Annotated in this window: 16 protein-coding genes and 1 tRNA gene; 14 read left to right on the top strand and 3 right to left on the bottom strand. The window is 37.9% G+C overall.

The annotated features are described in order from the left end of the window. Positions 1 to 34 precede the first annotated feature (34 nt). From GM418_RS07070 to kdsB, 3 genes are all read right to left on the bottom strand, one after another. Complete coding sequence (locus tag GM418_RS07070; RefSeq protein WP_158864548.1) at positions 35 to 2,260, bottom strand: phospholipase D-like domain-containing protein; 2,226 nt, start codon at positions 2,258 to 2,260, stop codon at positions 35 to 37. A gap of 84 nt (positions 2,261 to 2,344) precedes the next feature. Further along, on the bottom strand, positions 2,345 to 2,710 hold the full coding sequence (locus GM418_RS07065; RefSeq protein WP_158864546.1) for a T9SS type A sorting domain-containing protein: 366 nt from the start codon (positions 2,708 to 2,710) through the stop codon (positions 2,345 to 2,347). A 183-nt stretch (positions 2,711 to 2,893) separates the two neighbouring features. Next, positions 2,894 to 3,643 carry a 3-deoxy-manno-octulosonate cytidylyltransferase gene (gene kdsB, locus GM418_RS07060; RefSeq protein ID WP_158864544.1) on the bottom strand — a complete coding sequence of 250 codons (750 nt, stop codon included), beginning with the start codon at positions 3,641 to 3,643 and terminating at the stop codon, positions 2,894 to 2,896. Positions 3,644 to 3,820: 177 nt separating this feature from the next. On the opposite strand from kdsB, the gene GM418_RS07055 reads away from it, so the two are divergent. From GM418_RS07055 to GM418_RS06990, 14 genes are all read left to right on the top strand, one after another. Further along, on the top strand, positions 3,821 to 5,053 hold the full coding sequence (locus tag GM418_RS07055; RefSeq protein WP_158864541.1) for a sigma-54 interaction domain-containing protein: 1,233 nt from the start codon (positions 3,821 to 3,823) through the stop codon (positions 5,051 to 5,053). Positions 5,054 to 5,072: 19 nt separating this feature from the next. Beyond that, positions 5,073 to 5,567 (top strand): LptE family protein, encoded by a 495-nt coding sequence (locus GM418_RS07050; protein WP_217447725.1) that lies wholly within the window; start codon positions 5,073 to 5,075, stop codon positions 5,565 to 5,567. A gap of 3 nt (positions 5,568 to 5,570) precedes the next feature. Further along, complete coding sequence (locus GM418_RS07045; RefSeq protein ID WP_158864537.1) at positions 5,571 to 6,173, top strand: hypothetical protein; 603 nt, start codon at positions 5,571 to 5,573, stop codon at positions 6,171 to 6,173. Positions 6,174 to 6,183: 10 nt separating this feature from the next. Further along, on the top strand, positions 6,184 to 6,561 hold the full coding sequence (gene secG, locus GM418_RS07040; RefSeq protein ID WP_158864535.1) for a preprotein translocase subunit SecG: 378 nt from the start codon (positions 6,184 to 6,186) through the stop codon (positions 6,559 to 6,561). 392 nt (positions 6,562 to 6,953) lie between these two features. Then, positions 6,954 to 7,232: a co-chaperone GroES gene (locus GM418_RS07035; protein WP_158864533.1), complete on the top strand. Its 279-nt coding sequence runs from the start codon at positions 6,954 to 6,956 to the stop codon at positions 7,230 to 7,232. A gap of 25 nt (positions 7,233 to 7,257) precedes the next feature. Further along, entirely contained in the window at positions 7,258 to 8,901 is a 1,644-nt protein-coding gene (gene groL, locus GM418_RS07030) for a chaperonin GroEL (protein ID WP_158864531.1), read from the top strand. A gap of 228 nt (positions 8,902 to 9,129) precedes the next feature. Then, positions 9,130 to 10,464, top strand: coding sequence for an NADP-specific glutamate dehydrogenase (gdhA, locus tag GM418_RS07025; protein ID WP_158864529.1), 1,335 nt, complete (start codon positions 9,130 to 9,132; stop codon positions 10,462 to 10,464). Between the two features lie 124 nt (positions 10,465 to 10,588). Beyond that, positions 10,589 to 11,353: a TatD family hydrolase gene (locus GM418_RS07020; protein WP_158864527.1), complete on the top strand. Its 765-nt coding sequence runs from the start codon at positions 10,589 to 10,591 to the stop codon at positions 11,351 to 11,353. 30 nt (positions 11,354 to 11,383) lie between these two features. Then, on the top strand, positions 11,384 to 12,427 hold the full coding sequence (locus GM418_RS07015) for an asparaginase (protein WP_158864525.1): 1,044 nt from the start codon (positions 11,384 to 11,386) through the stop codon (positions 12,425 to 12,427). A 70-nt stretch (positions 12,428 to 12,497) separates the two neighbouring features. Further along, positions 12,498 to 12,585, top strand: a tRNA-Ser gene (locus GM418_RS07010). A gap of 146 nt (positions 12,586 to 12,731) precedes the next feature. Next, entirely contained in the window at positions 12,732 to 13,535 is an 804-nt protein-coding gene (locus GM418_RS07005) for a MotA/TolQ/ExbB proton channel family protein (RefSeq protein ID WP_158864523.1), read from the top strand. 8 nt (positions 13,536 to 13,543) lie between these two features. Beyond that, positions 13,544 to 14,002 (top strand): hypothetical protein, encoded by a 459-nt coding sequence (locus tag GM418_RS07000; protein ID WP_158864521.1) that lies wholly within the window; start codon positions 13,544 to 13,546, stop codon positions 14,000 to 14,002. A 35-nt stretch (positions 14,003 to 14,037) separates the two neighbouring features. Continuing rightward, positions 14,038 to 14,619, top strand: a complete 582-nt coding sequence (locus GM418_RS06995) for a biopolymer transporter ExbD (RefSeq protein ID WP_158864520.1) — start codon at positions 14,038 to 14,040, stop codon at positions 14,617 to 14,619. A 2-nt stretch (positions 14,620 to 14,621) separates the two neighbouring features. Further along, positions 14,622 to 15,092, top strand: coding sequence for an ExbD/TolR family protein (locus tag GM418_RS06990; RefSeq protein WP_158864518.1), 471 nt, complete (start codon positions 14,622 to 14,624; stop codon positions 15,090 to 15,092). The last annotated feature ends 8 nt before the right edge of the window (positions 15,093 to 15,100 follow it).

Below are 15,100 nucleotides of genomic sequence, written 5' to 3'. Positions count from 1 at the left end.
TCAGTGAAAAATTGAATAAGTTTTAATTAATAAATTAGTGTTTTATTATTTTATATGTATTCTGTTCTCCGGTTTTAAGATTTATTTTTAATATATAAATGCCGGGGAGTAGGTTGCTTATATTCAGTTCTTTGTGGGTTGAATTCATATTTGTATTTTGAATTATTTTCTCGCCTGTAAGCGTGTAAACTTCAATCCCGACAAATTCTTTTGCAGAGGAAATATTTATTTTTTCAGATGCTGGGTTGGGGTAAACCTGTAAATCTGTCATTTCAATCGATTCTGCTTTAACAAACAAGTTCCCCCCATTTTCGGAAAAGCGAAAGGCAAATTGTTGAAAGTAAATATTTGCTATATCAGCATCGTGGATAATTAAGGTGTTTTCGTCGTTTCTTTCGTTTGCTGAGTTGCTCCAGTTATGACTTCCGGTAATAATTTGCGGATCGGAAGTTATGTCTTTCGAGTCGATTATTGCTAGTTTACTATGTAAAACTCCGCTTGAGATATCATCAAAAATATATTTTCCCTGAAGCAAGTTGGCTGCTAACATATTATTCACCGACTCCAAGTTATCGTTTTCAAAGTTAGTTATGACATTTACTTCAACATTTCTGTCAAATGCGTCGCTGATGGCCAGCGCCAAATCAGTTCGGGTAATTAACATCGTTTCCACACTTAAATCATTGTTGGCGGTATTAATGGCATCTATTATTTTTTGATTTGTATTGTCGGAAGGGCTAAAATAACTTTCAATACGATTTCCGTTAATAATAAATTCATGAGGAGTATTATCCGTTTTGTCGGCTCCGAATTTTGCATTTGCAGTGTTAGGCTGGTTGGTAGTTGAACCCCACATTTCCTCAAATTCAATTTGATAAGCCTTGGCTAATGTTTGATCCTGAATAAACAAAATGTTATTGGCATCGGTGTTTATTTGATTGCTGGTCAGGTTTGCTGAGCCCGACCAGACCCATGGTTTTGTTGCATCAGCAGAGTTCGCATCGAATATGGCGAATTTGTTGTGCATGAGCCCACCATCCTGAACTTCAGGTCTTTCTATAACAGGTATCCCGGAATTCAGCTCACTAACGCCATAATGATTGGTAGAACCGCAAGTTATAAAACGAATTTCTACCCCCCGGTCGGCAGCCGCATTTAAAGCGTCGCTGACGTTGCTGATGCCATAATTATTTATATTGTAGATACAAAAATCAATTGTTTCTTCGGCCCTGTTTATATAAGCAATTAAAGTGTCTTCCATCGCGGTTCCTATATATTTTGCCACAGGGCCGGTTGATTCCGACTGGTCGACTTCTGTGTTAAAATAAACATTAATTTTGCCTGTTGAATTTGATTGAGTAGCACAAGCACTTACGGAAGAAAAGGCAGTGTCTCCCTCCAGAACGGAGAATGTCTGTGCATAAACAATTGTTGCGGGAGCGAGGTTACTGATATTAATTTTGTGTGAAAAAGTATTTTCAGTTATTTCTGTTTCAGATTTTGAATATTCCCAGTCAGACATCTCCGGAGAAAGTCCGAATCGCACTTCTGAAGTAGCATCCACATTTGTTTCCCATATCAATGAAAATCCGGTGGTTGTAATTTCATCAATTTGAACGGGCGATGTTAAAGTCACCGAAGCGTTGGAGACAAAATCATCCATATCGCGTGGAAGTAATTGGTAGCCGGTTTGATTGTCGTTGGTATTATATGAAAACTGAGAGCATATGGCAATCAAATTGAATCCACCGGTAGGGATAACTTCACCAACAATACTAGAGTTGGCGTTTATTCTTAATTCCCCGGTTAGCTCTCCACTAGTGAAATCGTAATTCTGACTTCCGGCAAAAGTTCCATTTGCATTTACAAAGGTTACGTTATTTATCTGGACTAATTGGCCTTCATTATCTTCACCAATTTCATCGATAGTTAAAGTTAGGGGGGCAGGTAACTCATTTCCTGATGATATAACGGTTACTGATTCAATAGGATCCAGTTCAAGAAGATTTCGGTAATCTTTTAACGTTCCTGTTATCATAATTGAATCTCCCCTTTTGATGTCTGCCAAAGAGGTTCCGTATGCTGCCAATCCAGCGGTTTCATCCTGAAAATAACGAATGCTTCCCAATTCATCTCCGTTAGTAACAATCCCGCTAACCGTAACTTGCTGTCCAACGCGATCTCTGACGTCCGCTATTTTTTCCTGAGAAAAAAGTGAGACGGAAATTAACAGAGCAAAAAAAGTAACTATTGTTTTCAAACCTTCAAAAATTTAATTTGGAGGGTGAAAGTAAAAAGAATTAGCAAATTTTAATATAATTTGGTCTTAATTAATGGTTAGGTTTTATCTTGCGGAAACTATCAGCTTCCTGGCCATTAACTTATTTGCTGTTGTTTTTATCTGGATCAAATATATTCCATTCGGAGTATTATCCAGCGAAAGCTCTACTTTGTTAACCGGAATAAGATATTTTTTTAGCATTACTACTTTTCCCGCAATATTTGTAATTCTAAGTTCAGTGAGTTCCTCGTTATCTATTTCAACTGTTAATTTTTGTCCGGTGCAGGGATTTGGAAAAACTTTCAACTCAATTTGTGTATTTATGTCCAGTGATGTTTTATTCCACCGGGAAGATTCATTTTTTTGTGTTTGCGAAAATCCCGCAAAACTTATAAATGAAAATATCAATAGTAGTAAAATATGTTTCATAGCTCTGTAATTTACATCATGAGTAGAACAAATAATATGCCTTTTTTTTATTGACAGTATAATTTGGCAATAGTTGCAATAATGTCCTAAATAATTCTTCTGATTCTTCAAAAAACTACTTCCAAATTAACAAATAATTTAAATAAAGGTGTTTTTTGTCTGATTTTTTAGTGAAGTATGTTTTTACCTTTTTGTTGAATTCAAGAAACTTAGGGCCGTTTGCAAATCTTCCGGAGTATCGATCCCTATGCTCTGATGAGCGGTCTCAGCAACTTTTATTTTGAATCCGTTTTCGAGCCAACGCAGTTGTTCCAATGACTCGGCTTTCTCAAGTTTTCCTTGGGACAGTATCGTTATTTTCTGCAGCACATCAGCCTTGTATGCGTACATCCCGATATGTGCCCAGTATTTAAACAATACGTGCCATTTTTGTTCCTCTTCTCCCCTTAGGTATGGAACTGGAGAGCGGCTGAAATAAAGCGCATTGAAAAAATCGTCAACGACAACTTTGGGGCGGTTGGGATTAAACAGTTCATCAGAAGTTTCAATTTTTTTTATCAAAGTGGCGATTTCTGTGTTGTCTGAAAAGCACGATTTTAAACATTCAATTTGTTCGGGTTGAATAAAAGGTTCGTCACCCTGTACATTAACAACCACATCAAAATGAATCTCCCGGGCCAAAATCCGTGCTGCCTCTGCGCAGCGATCAGTACCACTCTGGTGTTCTTTTGACGTCATTACAGCATTTCCTCCAAAATTTTTCACGGCATCAAAAATTCGGGCGTCATCTGTAGCAACCCATACGTGGTCAAGCGCTTTTGATATGTTTTCAACAACCAGTTGAATCATCGGTTTATTGCCCAATATTGCCAGAGGTTTGCCCGGAAAGCGAGACGATTCATACCGGGCAGGTATTATTGCTACAAAGTCCATTTTTAAAATTTTGGAACAAAGATAATTATTGAAACAGCATTTCCTTCATCAAAAATCGAACTTCACGTGTAGTTTTTGCTCCCGAATATTTTTGAAACCTAAAAAAGGTTAATTCTAAATTGAAGTTAAGTAATGCCAGCGAAAAATTGTAAATTTGCGCTTTACTTATAAAGAATTATGGATATTCAGGGAATAAAACAAAGGTTTGAAATTATAGGAAACTCTCCCGGTTTAAACAGGGCGATTGAGGTTGCAGTGCAGGTCGCTCCAACTGATCTTTCGGTTTTGATAACGGGTGAAAGCGGGACAGGAAAGGAGATATTCCCACAAATTATTCATCAGTTTTCAAGCCGGAAGCATGGCAAATATATAGCAGTAAACTGCGGTGCCATTCCGGAAGGTACAATCGATTCTGAACTTTTTGGTCACGAAAAAGGTGCATTTACAGGTGCGCTGTCCGACAGAAAAGGATATTTTCAGGAGGCCGATGGCGGAACCATTTTTTTAGATGAAATTGGTGAACTTCCCCTTTCAACCCAGGTGCGCTTGCTTCGTATACTTGAAACAGGGGAATTTATTAAAGTAGGTTCATCAAAAGTAATTAAAACAAATGTACGGGTAATTGCAGCCACCAACGTAAATATCCCGGAAGCAATAGAACAGGGGAAATTCAGGGAAGACTTATATTATCGCTTAAACACTGTTCCGGTAATCATTAATCCGTTGCGGGAACGTCCGGAGGATATTTTTTTGTTGTTCAGGAAGTTTGCACGTGATTTTGCCGAGAAATACCGCATGCCTCACATTCAGTTGGATGAAGAAGCCCGCATTTTACTGGTAAATTATCCGTGGCCGGGAAATGTGAGACAGTTAAAAAATATTACGGAACAAATTTCAATCATTGAACAGAATCGGGATATTTCTTCTGATGTTTTACGAAATTATTTGCCAAATAACAATGTGAAAAATTTACCTGCCTTACTTTCAAATAAACAGCAGGATAACTCGTTTGCCAACGAACGCGAAATTTTGTACAAAGTGTTGTTTGACATGAAACGGGATGTGACAGATTTAAAAAAGCTTGTACTTGATTTAATGGAAAACAGAGAGTCTCCGATTTCCAGAGATCAGGCGCAGATTATTCGAAATTTGTACGACACCGAAAACGGGAAAATTGTGCCGGATGATTCGCATTCAAAGCCTATTCATATTGAACATTTGGATAAAGACAATATTCAGGATACCGAGGAATATGTTGAGGAGTCGCTTTCGCTGGAAGAAAAGGAAATTGAACTAATTAAAAAGGCGCTTGATAAACACAACGGGAAAAGAAAATATGCTGCGCAGGAGTTGGGAATCTCAGAACGAACACTATACAGAAAAATAAAGGAGTACGATATTAATGGATAATTATAAAAAGTTGAATTGGTTGAAGATTTTGATTTTTGCATCCGTCGTTTTTGTTGCAGGGTGTAAAATAAATTATTCTTTTACCGGTGTCAATTTGTCGTCAGACATTAAAACTTATACCGTTTATTATTTCCCAAACCGTGCGCGTTTGGTCAATCCAAATCTCAGTCAGACTTTTACAGAAGAGTTAAGAGAAAAATTACAACGGCAAACTTCGTTGAACGAAGTGCAGGATAACGGCGATTTGATTTTTGAAGGACAAATAGAAAACTACGATGTTCGGCCCATGTCGATTCAAAAAGATGATTTAGCCGCACAAAACAGGCTCACAATCACCGTAAAGGTAAAATATACAAATGGTGCCGACCCTGATTTGAGTTTTGAAAGGTCGTTTTCGGCTTATGAAGATTTTGACAGTACAAGTAGTTTGAGCGATATTGAGGACGACTTGGTTCCTACAATTGTTGAAAAACTACTGGAGGATATTTTCAATGCAACTGTTGCCAATTGGTAAAAAATGCAAAAGGAAGAACTTTATGACATATTAAACAACAGAAGGGCTTTTGATAATCAAATCCACGAGGATTTGAAAGCAACAGTTGATAAATACCCCTATTTTCAGACGATACAAATTCTTTATTTAAAAAATCTGAAGGAAACATATCATCCCGATTTTGAACAGGTTTTAAAAAAAGTTGCCGTTTCCGTTCCTGACAGAAAAAAACTATACCACTATCTTCAAGAAAAACATGAAGTTATATCGAATCCGGGAAGTATTTCTGCCGAACATGAGAAAAAATCAGTATTCGATTTCGAAGCAGAAGACGACAATTCGTCTAAATATTCACTGATAGATAAATTTTTGGCATCAGACTCTGGTAAGATAAAACGAAATTCAGAAACGGATGATGAATGGCAAAGCAGTGAAAACGAAGCGGTAAAAAAGTCGGTGGAAGAGGATGGGGAGATTGTTTCCGAAACGTTGGCAACTATTTATTTGCAGCAGAAAAAATATGAAAAAGCTATTAAAGCTTTCGAAAAATTAAGTTTGAAATATCCGGAAAAAAGTGTTTACTTTGCAAGCCGAATTAAAGAAATTGAAGATTTAAAGAACATTTAATAAGCGAAAAATGTACACATTAATAACCGTTTTAATATTTATCGTTTGTATCCTTTTGGTGCTTATCGTATTGGTACAGAATTCAAAAGGCGGCGGTTTGGCCAGTAATTTTCAATCATCGAATCAGGTAATGGGTGTTCGTAAAACAACTGATTTCCTTGAAAAAGGAACATGGGTGTTAGCAGCTTCACTTTTGGTTTTATCGATTTTAGGTTCAGCATTTATTCCACGTCAGCAAGCTGGAGTTGATGAATCGATGGTTCGCGACCAGATTGAAAATACTGTTGATCCAACACAAGTGCCAAGTTTCCCGACTACACCTCCGGCTTCTACAAACGATCAAAATACAGAAACTCCGGTAAACGGAGATGATAACGGAGAACAATAGGAATTTAAGATATTGCAATATAAAAGGCTGCCTGATAGAAAAAGAGCAGCCTTTTTTTGTGCAAATTTTTCGCTCTCAATTTTTGAATTTCAGTCAGTTTATTCTTCTTACCCGAAACTTTACATATTTCTACTTTTTTTTCGAAGACTACATGCTAACTGAGCCACAATCTTTCCTTGCTGTCAGCATGTCATAATTAATGTCATTTGGTTTAATTTATTGATTTATTGTGTCTTGCGTGTTTGTGTTGGTTGGGGTGAATACCCTGGGCGTGTAATTTTGTCTTTGTTTTCTACAAATGAAAGGGCTAGGGGGACTTGGCACAGAATATGATAAAGGAGGGTGTCGATTTTTGAAAAATATAAATGTTTAATGTATAAAGCTAAACAACTATGGCAGATTTAAAAGGTAAAATTCTGGCAGGTAAAATCCTGGTTCAACCGCAGGAAGCCGAAGAGAAGACAGTGAGTGGAATTATTATTCCTGATTCAGCAAAAGAAAAACCGCAAGTAGGGACCGTTGTGCTCGTTGGTGCTGACAAAAAAGACGAACCTATGGAACTGAAAACAGGTGATGTTGTTTTCTACGGTAAATATTCCGGAACAGAGTTGAACATTGACGGAGCAGATTATTTGTTAATGTCACAAACTGACGTTTTGTACATCGCTTAATCAAAATCAAAAAAAGAAGAATATTATGGCAAAAGAAATTAAATTCGACATTGAAGCACGCGATATGTTGAAAAGCGGCGTGGATAAACTCGCAAACGCTGTGAAAGTAACATTGGGGCCTAAAGGTCGTAATGTGGTAATTGAGAAAAAATTTGGTGCACCACAAATCACAAAAGACGGTGTAACAGTAGCAAAAGAAATAGATTTAGCCGACGCTTACGAGAACCTTGGTGCTCAGATGGTTAAGGAGGTTGCCTCTAAGACCGGCGATGATGCTGGTGATGGTACTACAACTGCTACCGTTTTGGCACAGTCGATTGTTAATGTAGGTTTGAAAAACGTTGCCGCCGGTGCCAATCCAATGGATTTGAAACGTGGTATCGACAAAGCCGTTGCAAAAGTTGTTGAAAGTATCGCGAACCAGGCTCAAACCATTGGAGACGATTATGCAAAAATTGAATCAGTAGCCAAAATTTCTGCAAATAACGACGAAGTTATTGGTAAACTGATTGCAGAAGCAATGCAGAAAGTTCACAAAGAAGGTGTAATAACTATTGAAGAATCAAAAGGTACTGATACATATGTTGATGTAGTTGAAGGTATGCAGTTTGACCGTGGTTACATTTCTCCGTATTTTGTAACTGATGCTGAAAAAATGGCTGCAGAACTGGAAAATCCTTATATTCTTATCCACGATAAGAAAATCAGCACAATGAAAGATCTTCTTCCTGTTTTGGAAGCGACTGCTCAAACTGGTCGTCCGTTGATGATTATTTCTGAAGATGTTGATGGTGAAGCTCTGGCAACTTTGGTTGTAAACCGTTTGCGTGGTTCTTTAAAAGTGTGTGCTGTTAAAGCTCCCGGATTTGGCGACCGTCGTAAAGAAATGCTGGAAGACATTGCTATTTTGACAGGTGGTTCAGTAATTACCGAAGAAAAAGGAATGAAGCTGGAACAGGCTACTATTGATATGCTTGGACAGGCAGAAAAAATTACTGTTGACAAAGAAAATACTACAATAGTAAATGGTTCAGGTGCTGAAGATGCTATAGCTGCTCGTGTTGGACAGATTAAAAAACAAATTGAAACGACAACTTCTGATTACGATAAAGAAAAATTGCAGGAGCGTTTGGCTAAATTGGCCGGAGGTGTTGCCGTAATTTATGTCGGAGCTGCGTCTGAAGTTGAAATGAAAGAGAAAAAAGACCGTGTTGATGATGCTTTAAGTGCAACCCGCGCGGCAGTGGAAGAAGGTATTGTTCCTGGAGGTGGAGTAGCGTATTTACGCGCAGTTGCCGACCTTGACAGTATTAAAGGAGACAATGACGATGAACAAACCGGTGTTGAAATTATAAAACGTGCAATTGAAGAGCCACTTCGTCAGATTGTAGGAAATGCTGGTAAAGAAGGTGCTGTTATTGTTCAAAAGATCAAAGAAGGCAAAGATGATTTCGGTTATAATGCCCGTGTTGATGAGTACCAGAATTTGTATGAAGCGGGTGTTATCGACCCTGCAAAAGTTACCCGTGTTGCTCTTGAAAATGCAGCCTCGATTGCAGGTATGTTCTTAACTACCGAAACTGTAGTTGTTGAGGAAAAAGAAGAGAACCCTGCACCGCCAATGGGTGGAGGTGCACCAGGAATGGGCGGAATGGGTGGAATGATGTAAAAATCACAACTCATAATAAAATCAGAAAGGCTCTTCTCTCTATGGGGAAGGGCTTTTTTTGCTTTTCCAAAAACTGACGATTGTCAGATACTGCTTTTTAACATCTTTCTTTAAAGGTGTAGTATGTTGTTTTTCAGTGTTTTAATTGTTGTTTAATATTTATGGTTTTCTTGTTTTTTATTTTTTTTGATTTCTACCTTTACACATTATTTCAAAATAAATAAAGAAATGAAAACAGATATAAATGAGTTCATTGCTGATTTGGAGAAACGAACTCCGGGCGAAAATGAATTTCACCAGGCTGTGGAAGAGGTAATCGGTTCAGTTTGGGAGTTTTACGAAAAAAATCCGCGCTATCAGAAAGCAAAAATTCTGGAGAGAATGGTAGAACCGGAGCGGGTTATCATGTTTCGTGTTCCATGGGTTGATGATCGTGGCGAGGTACAAATAAACCGCGGCTATCGGGTCGAATTTAATTCTGCTCTTGGACCTTATAAAGGAGGATTAAGGTTTCATTCCAGCGTTACATTAAGTATTTTAAAGTTTTTAGGTTTTGAGCAGACTTTTAAAAACAGTTTAACTACACTGCCGATGGGAGGAGGAAAAGGTGGCTCCGATTTTAGTCCCAAAGGAAAAACCGACGCTGAAATTATGCGGTTTTGTCAAAGTTTTATGAGCGAGCTGTACCGCCACATTGGTCCAAATACTGATGTTCCTGCGGGAGATATTGGTGTGGGTGGCCGGGAGATAGGATATCTTTTTGGCCAGTATAAAAGATTAAAAAATGAATTTACCGGAGTGTTAACCGGAAAAGGACTTGCCTGGGGAGGGAGTTTGATTCGTCCGGAAGCTACCGGTTTTGGTGCAGTTTATTTTGCACAGCATATGTTTCACCGTATTGGTGAAGATATTGAAGGAAAGACAATCTCTGTTTCCGGATTTGGAAATGTCGCCTGGGGGGCAATTACAAAAATTAATGAACTGGGAGGCAAAGTAGTTACGATTTCAGGGCCTGATGGATATATTTTTGATTCTGAAGGAGTATCAGGGGACAAAGTTGAATATTTGCTTGAGTTGCGGGCCACAAACAACGATATAGTGGAACCTTATGCAGAGGAATTTGGAGCTCAGTTTTTTGCGGGTAAACGCCCGTGGGAAGTGCCCGTTGATTTGGCAGTGCCTTGTGCAACGGAAAATGAAGTTGATTTTGACGACGCCAAAACTTTAGTGAAAAATGGCTGCAAAATGCTGGCCGAAGCCTCCAATATGGGGTGTACAACTGAAGCAGTTGATTATTTAAGTGAGCAAATCGATTATGCTCCGGGCAAAGCAGTAAATGCAGGTGGTGTAGCTGTTTCAGGCTTGGAAATGTCGCAAAACAGTATGCGGATAAACTGGCCGCGCGAAGAAGTTGACGCACGATTAAAAGGAATTATGAAGAATATTCACGAAACCTGCGTACACTACGGCAGAAACGGAAACTCCATCGATTATGTAAAAGGAGCCAATGTTGGTGGTTTTGTAAAAGTGGCTGAAGCTATGTTGGCTCAGGGGATTGTATAATTCTGTTTTTCAAAGAGGTACTAATATTAATTTATCCTGAAATACATAAAATTTAATCTATTGATAAAATAGAAGATGTGTTTCAGGATAAAACCTTTTATATATTCGTCGAAATTTTGTTTTTATGTTGATTGATACGCATTCGCATATTTATACCGAGGATTTTTCGCATGATTTCGACGATGTGATTCAAAAGGCCTACAATAATAATGTAAAGAAGATTATTCTTCCCAATATCGATTCAGGCACAGCAAAGCATCTTGTTGACGTATCAAATTCTTATCCGCATCTGTGCTATCCTTTAATGGGACTTCACCCGACTTCTGTAGATGAAGATTATAAACAGGAGTTAGAGGCGGTAGAGTACTGGTTTGACAAGCATAATTTTTATGGTGTTGGCGAAATTGGTATTGATTTATATTGGTCTCAAACCTTTGTAAAACAGCAGGAAGATGCATTTCGCTTTCAGGTAAGGCTCGCGAAAAATAAAAATCTTCCCATTGTTATTCATGTAAGAAATTCTTTTGATGAAATCTATAAGATTGTCGAAGAAGAACAAGACGGAAGCTTGAGGGGGATATTTCATTGTTTTACAGGTAGTAAAAAAGAGGCCCGGAAAATTATCGATTTGGGTTTTTTGTTAGGAATAGGAGGAGTAGTGACTTTTAAAAACAGTGATTTGGATAAGGTCATCAGTAATTTTGATCTTTCAAATTTTGTATTGGAGACAGATTCACCCTATTTGGCGCCTGAACCTAAAAGAGGACGGAGAAACGAAAGTTCGTTTTTGGTATATATTGCCCAAAAAGTAGCCGAAATTTATGATGTCCCGGTTGAAAAGGTAGCGGAAATAACAACCGCAAATGCGCGCAATTTGTTTGGGATTTGATAAATTGCATATCCATTTCATTTTATATTAATGAATAGAAATACAAATCAAAAAGCGTCTATATTAATTATATATACAGGCGGAACAATTGGAATGGTTCAGCATCCGCAAACAGGAACACTTGCTCCCGTAAAATTTGATCAAATAACCGATGAAGTTCCTGAACTGAATAAGTTTAATTATAACATTAAAACAGTTATTCTCAATCCGGTGCTCGATTCATCAAATATGAATCCGGCTGTTTGGGTAAAAATAGCTAAAACCATAGAGAAAAATTATAATTCATTTGATGGTTTTGTAATATTACACGGAACCGATACTATGGCGTATACAGCTTCCGCATTGAGTTTTATGTTTGAGAATCTGGATAAGCCTATTATTTTAACTGGTTCGCAGCTTCCAATAGGTACTTTGAGAACCGACGGAAAAGAAAATTTAATCACATCGGTTGAGATTGCAGCAGCACGTAAGAATGGGAGATGTATGGTACCGGAAGTCTGTATTTATTTTGATTTTAAACTATTTCGGGGAAACCGTACAATAAAAAGAGATGCTGAGCAATTTAGTGCCTTTACCTCGGTGAACTATCCTGTTTTAGCAACTGCAGGGGTTGACATTCGGTTTAGCCCCGAGTATATTTATTATCCTGAAAACAAGGGGATTTTGAAAGTAAGTACAATGTTTGATGATAATGTTGTAATTTTGAAAATGTTTCCCGGGGTTAATCGAAACGTGTTTAATTCAATTTTGAACACTCATGGATTGAAAGGTGTTGTGCTGGAGACCTTTGGTTCAGGCAATGTACCGACTTCGCGGTGGCTGATTAATTGTATAAAGAGAGCAATAAAAAAAGGCATTGTTTTTTTGAATATTACACAATGTGAGGGAGGAAAGGTTTCTATGGGGCAATACGAAACAAGTTTGGAACTTTTGAATGCTGGTGTTGTTTCGGGTAGAGATATGACTACAGAAGCAGCCATCACAAAGATGATGTTTTTGTTGGGACAAGGGTTGTCGGGCAATGAAATAAAAATGTATCTCAATAAAAGCTTACGAGGGGAAATTAGTGAATAGCATTATTTTTTATTCACAATTTTTTATTAATTTGCAGGCCTTATTTTTTGGCATGCCAGCATAAAACACTGGAGAGGTGCAGGAGTGGCTTAACTGGCACGCCTGGAAAGCGTGTGTACCGCGAAACGGTACCGGGGGTTCGAATCCCCCTCTCTCCGCATAGTAGAGAAAAGATTCGTGAATGAAAAAAAGCATTCGTTTGAAAAAGGAGGCATATTATTTGTGGCAAAAAGCAATATTTTAAATATTAAAATCAATACAATCAAAAAATCAAGAGATTATTAATTAAAAATTCAAATCAATTATGAAAAGACTATTCGCGTTAATAGCAGTATTTGGGATGCTGATTTTTGGGGCATCTAACGCTGTGGTTGCACAGGATGAGGCAGCTGCACAAGAATCAACTACTACCGAGGAAGTGGATTTGGCTGCTGATCAGGAAGAAGAAGCTGCCGCAGCGGCAGAAGAAGGAAAATCACTGCACAGCCAGCTCAAACAAAAATTTATTGAAGGTAATCCTACTTTCATGTCATTTGTATTAATCTCACTTATTTTAGGTTTGGCTTTCGCAATTGAAAGAGTACTTTACCTTAATTTGGCAACCAGCAACACTAAAAAATTGTTGGCTAAAGTTGAAGAAGCTTTGGATAACGGAGGTGTTGAAGCTGCAAAAGATGTTTGTCGCAGTACTCGTGGTCCGGTGGCAAGTATTTTTTACCAGGGGCTTGACAGAGCAGACCACGGTATCGACGTAGTTGAAAAATCAATTATCTCATACGGAGGAGTGCAGGCAGGTTTACTTGAGAAAGGATTAAGCTGGATTGCGTTGTTTATTGCTCTTGCACCTATGCTTGGTTTCATGGGAACAGTTATCGGGATGATTGGCGCTTTCGATGCTATCGAAGTTGCTGGTGATATTTCTCCCTCACTGGTTGCAAATGGTATTAAAGTGGCTTTGATTACAACTGTAACCGGTCTTGTTGTTGCAATCATTCTTCAGATTTTCTACAACTACTGTGTTTCAAAAATTGACAGTATTATCAATAACATGGAGGATGCATCAATTTCTCTTTTAGATTTATTAGTAAAACATAACATGAAAAAATAAGGATACCCATGACAAAAACAAATAGATTTGTTACAATACTATTGTGGGGCCTTTTACTTATTTCTGCAATTCTTGTTGTTTCATTAATGGCAAACATTAGTGAAAACGATCAAGATCCAACAATGGGAAGTTGGATTAATACCAACTTGGTTTGGGCCTACATACTTGTGGCAATTGGTGCCGGTGTAGCTGTAATCTCTGGATTATTGCACATGTTCACCGACAAAAAGGCCGCAAAAGGAGGGTTAATTGCCCTGGCATTTTTTGCAATTGTTGCTGTAATTTCTTACTCTTTGGCTTCTGATGCAATTCCTCAGTTTATAGGAGTTGACAGATTTATCAATGATGGAACATTAACAGCAAGTGTAGCTAAGTTAGTGGATACCGGATTGTACGCGACATACATCTTGCTTGGATTGGCTGTTTTGTCGATTGTATTTTCTTCAGTATCACGATTGTTTAAATAATTTTATTCGTGGTAATAAAACAGGAAAATTAAATTATGGCTAGAAAAATACCTGAAATACCTTCAGCATCATTAGCTGATATCGCTTTTATGCTGCTTATCTTTTTCCTGGTAACAACCACGATGGACGTTGACAGCGGTTTGGAAAGACGTCTTCCTCAGTGGGTTGATCGCGACCAACTTGACGAAACACCTCAGATTAATGAGCGTAATATTTTTGTCGTTTTGGTGAACAGGAACAACGATTTACTGGTGGAAGGAGAGTATACAAATATTGATGAACTGCGTGACAGGGCGAAAGAGTTCTTGGCAAATCCTACCAATGCAGAGAATTTGCCGGAAAAAGAACCTAAGGAAATTCCATATTTTGGAGAAGTGATGGTTTCCAAAGGTGTAATCTCTTTACGAAATGACCTTGACACCAGATATGGAACATATCTCGCTGTACAAAACGAACTGGTTGCTGCCTTTAATGAATTAAGGGATGAATTGGCACGAGATCATTTTGGAAAATCATATGACGAATTAGATGGAGAACAACAGGATGCTATTCGTGATGTTTATCCTTTGATGATTTCTGAAGCTGAACCTAAAGGTAAAAATGTAGGAGGAAATTAATTATGAGTAAATTCAGAAAAAAAGGAGGGAAGGAGTTACCTCCCATTTCAACAGCATCATTACCTGATATTGTGTTCATGTTGTTATTCTTCTTTATGGTTAGTACAACAATGCGTGAGGTAACGTATAAAGTACAAATACATCTTCCTGAAGCAACAGAATTAAGTAAACTTGAAAAGAAATCGTTGGTAAGTTACATTTATGTTGGAGAACCATTGCTGCAGTACCAAAAAACATTTGGTGTTGCGCCTCGTATCCAGCTGAATGACGAATTTGCCACAGTTAATGACATTCAGGATTACGTTACTTCTGAAAGAGAAGCAAGAGCTGAAGATGAAAGACCCATGATGATTACCTCATTGAAAGTAGATGAAAATACTAAAATGGGTATTGTTAATGATATTAAGCAAGAGTTGCGAAAAGCAGCGGCTCTGCACATTAACTATTCATCAAGGAGAAGAGCAGAAAGATAATCTGATTG

Source organism: Maribellus comscasis (assembly GCF_009762775.1).
GTDB lineage: Bacteria > Bacteroidota > Bacteroidia > Bacteroidales > Prolixibacteraceae > Draconibacterium > Draconibacterium comscasis.
Note: the sequence above shows the minus strand (reverse complement) of the source record. Positions and strands in the feature narration are given on the sequence as shown.